The organism is Sphingobium sp. (assembly GCF_041987595.1).
Classification (GTDB): domain Bacteria; phylum Pseudomonadota; class Alphaproteobacteria; order Sphingomonadales; family Sphingomonadaceae; genus Sphingobium.
In genome coordinates, this window is the sequence record NZ_JBHIWJ010000175.1 from 4,120 (window position 1) to 4,325 (window position 206).

The following is a 206-nucleotide window of genomic DNA, read 5'->3' on the forward strand; positions in this document are numbered from 1 at the left end:
CACCAAGGCGACGATCAACACGGTCCGCTTCATGGCCCCGCGCGAATATAGCCTCAACCGCCACGACCTGATCAATGTCGGCCTGAAGCAGGTATGGAATCCGGGCGACTGGCATGTTTCGGCCAATGCCAACTGGTCCTATGCCCATAGCTTCCACCCCAGCTATGCCGAAGGCACGGTGCGCAGCCGCATGCAGATCATCGCGC

General features: G+C 60.7%; 1 protein-coding gene. It reads left to right on the forward strand.

What is annotated here, in order from left to right; translation table 11 throughout:
- Positions 1-206: hypothetical protein (locus ACFC3J_RS22245; RefSeq protein ID WP_375198118.1), on the forward strand; the 206-nt coding region annotated here is incomplete at both ends.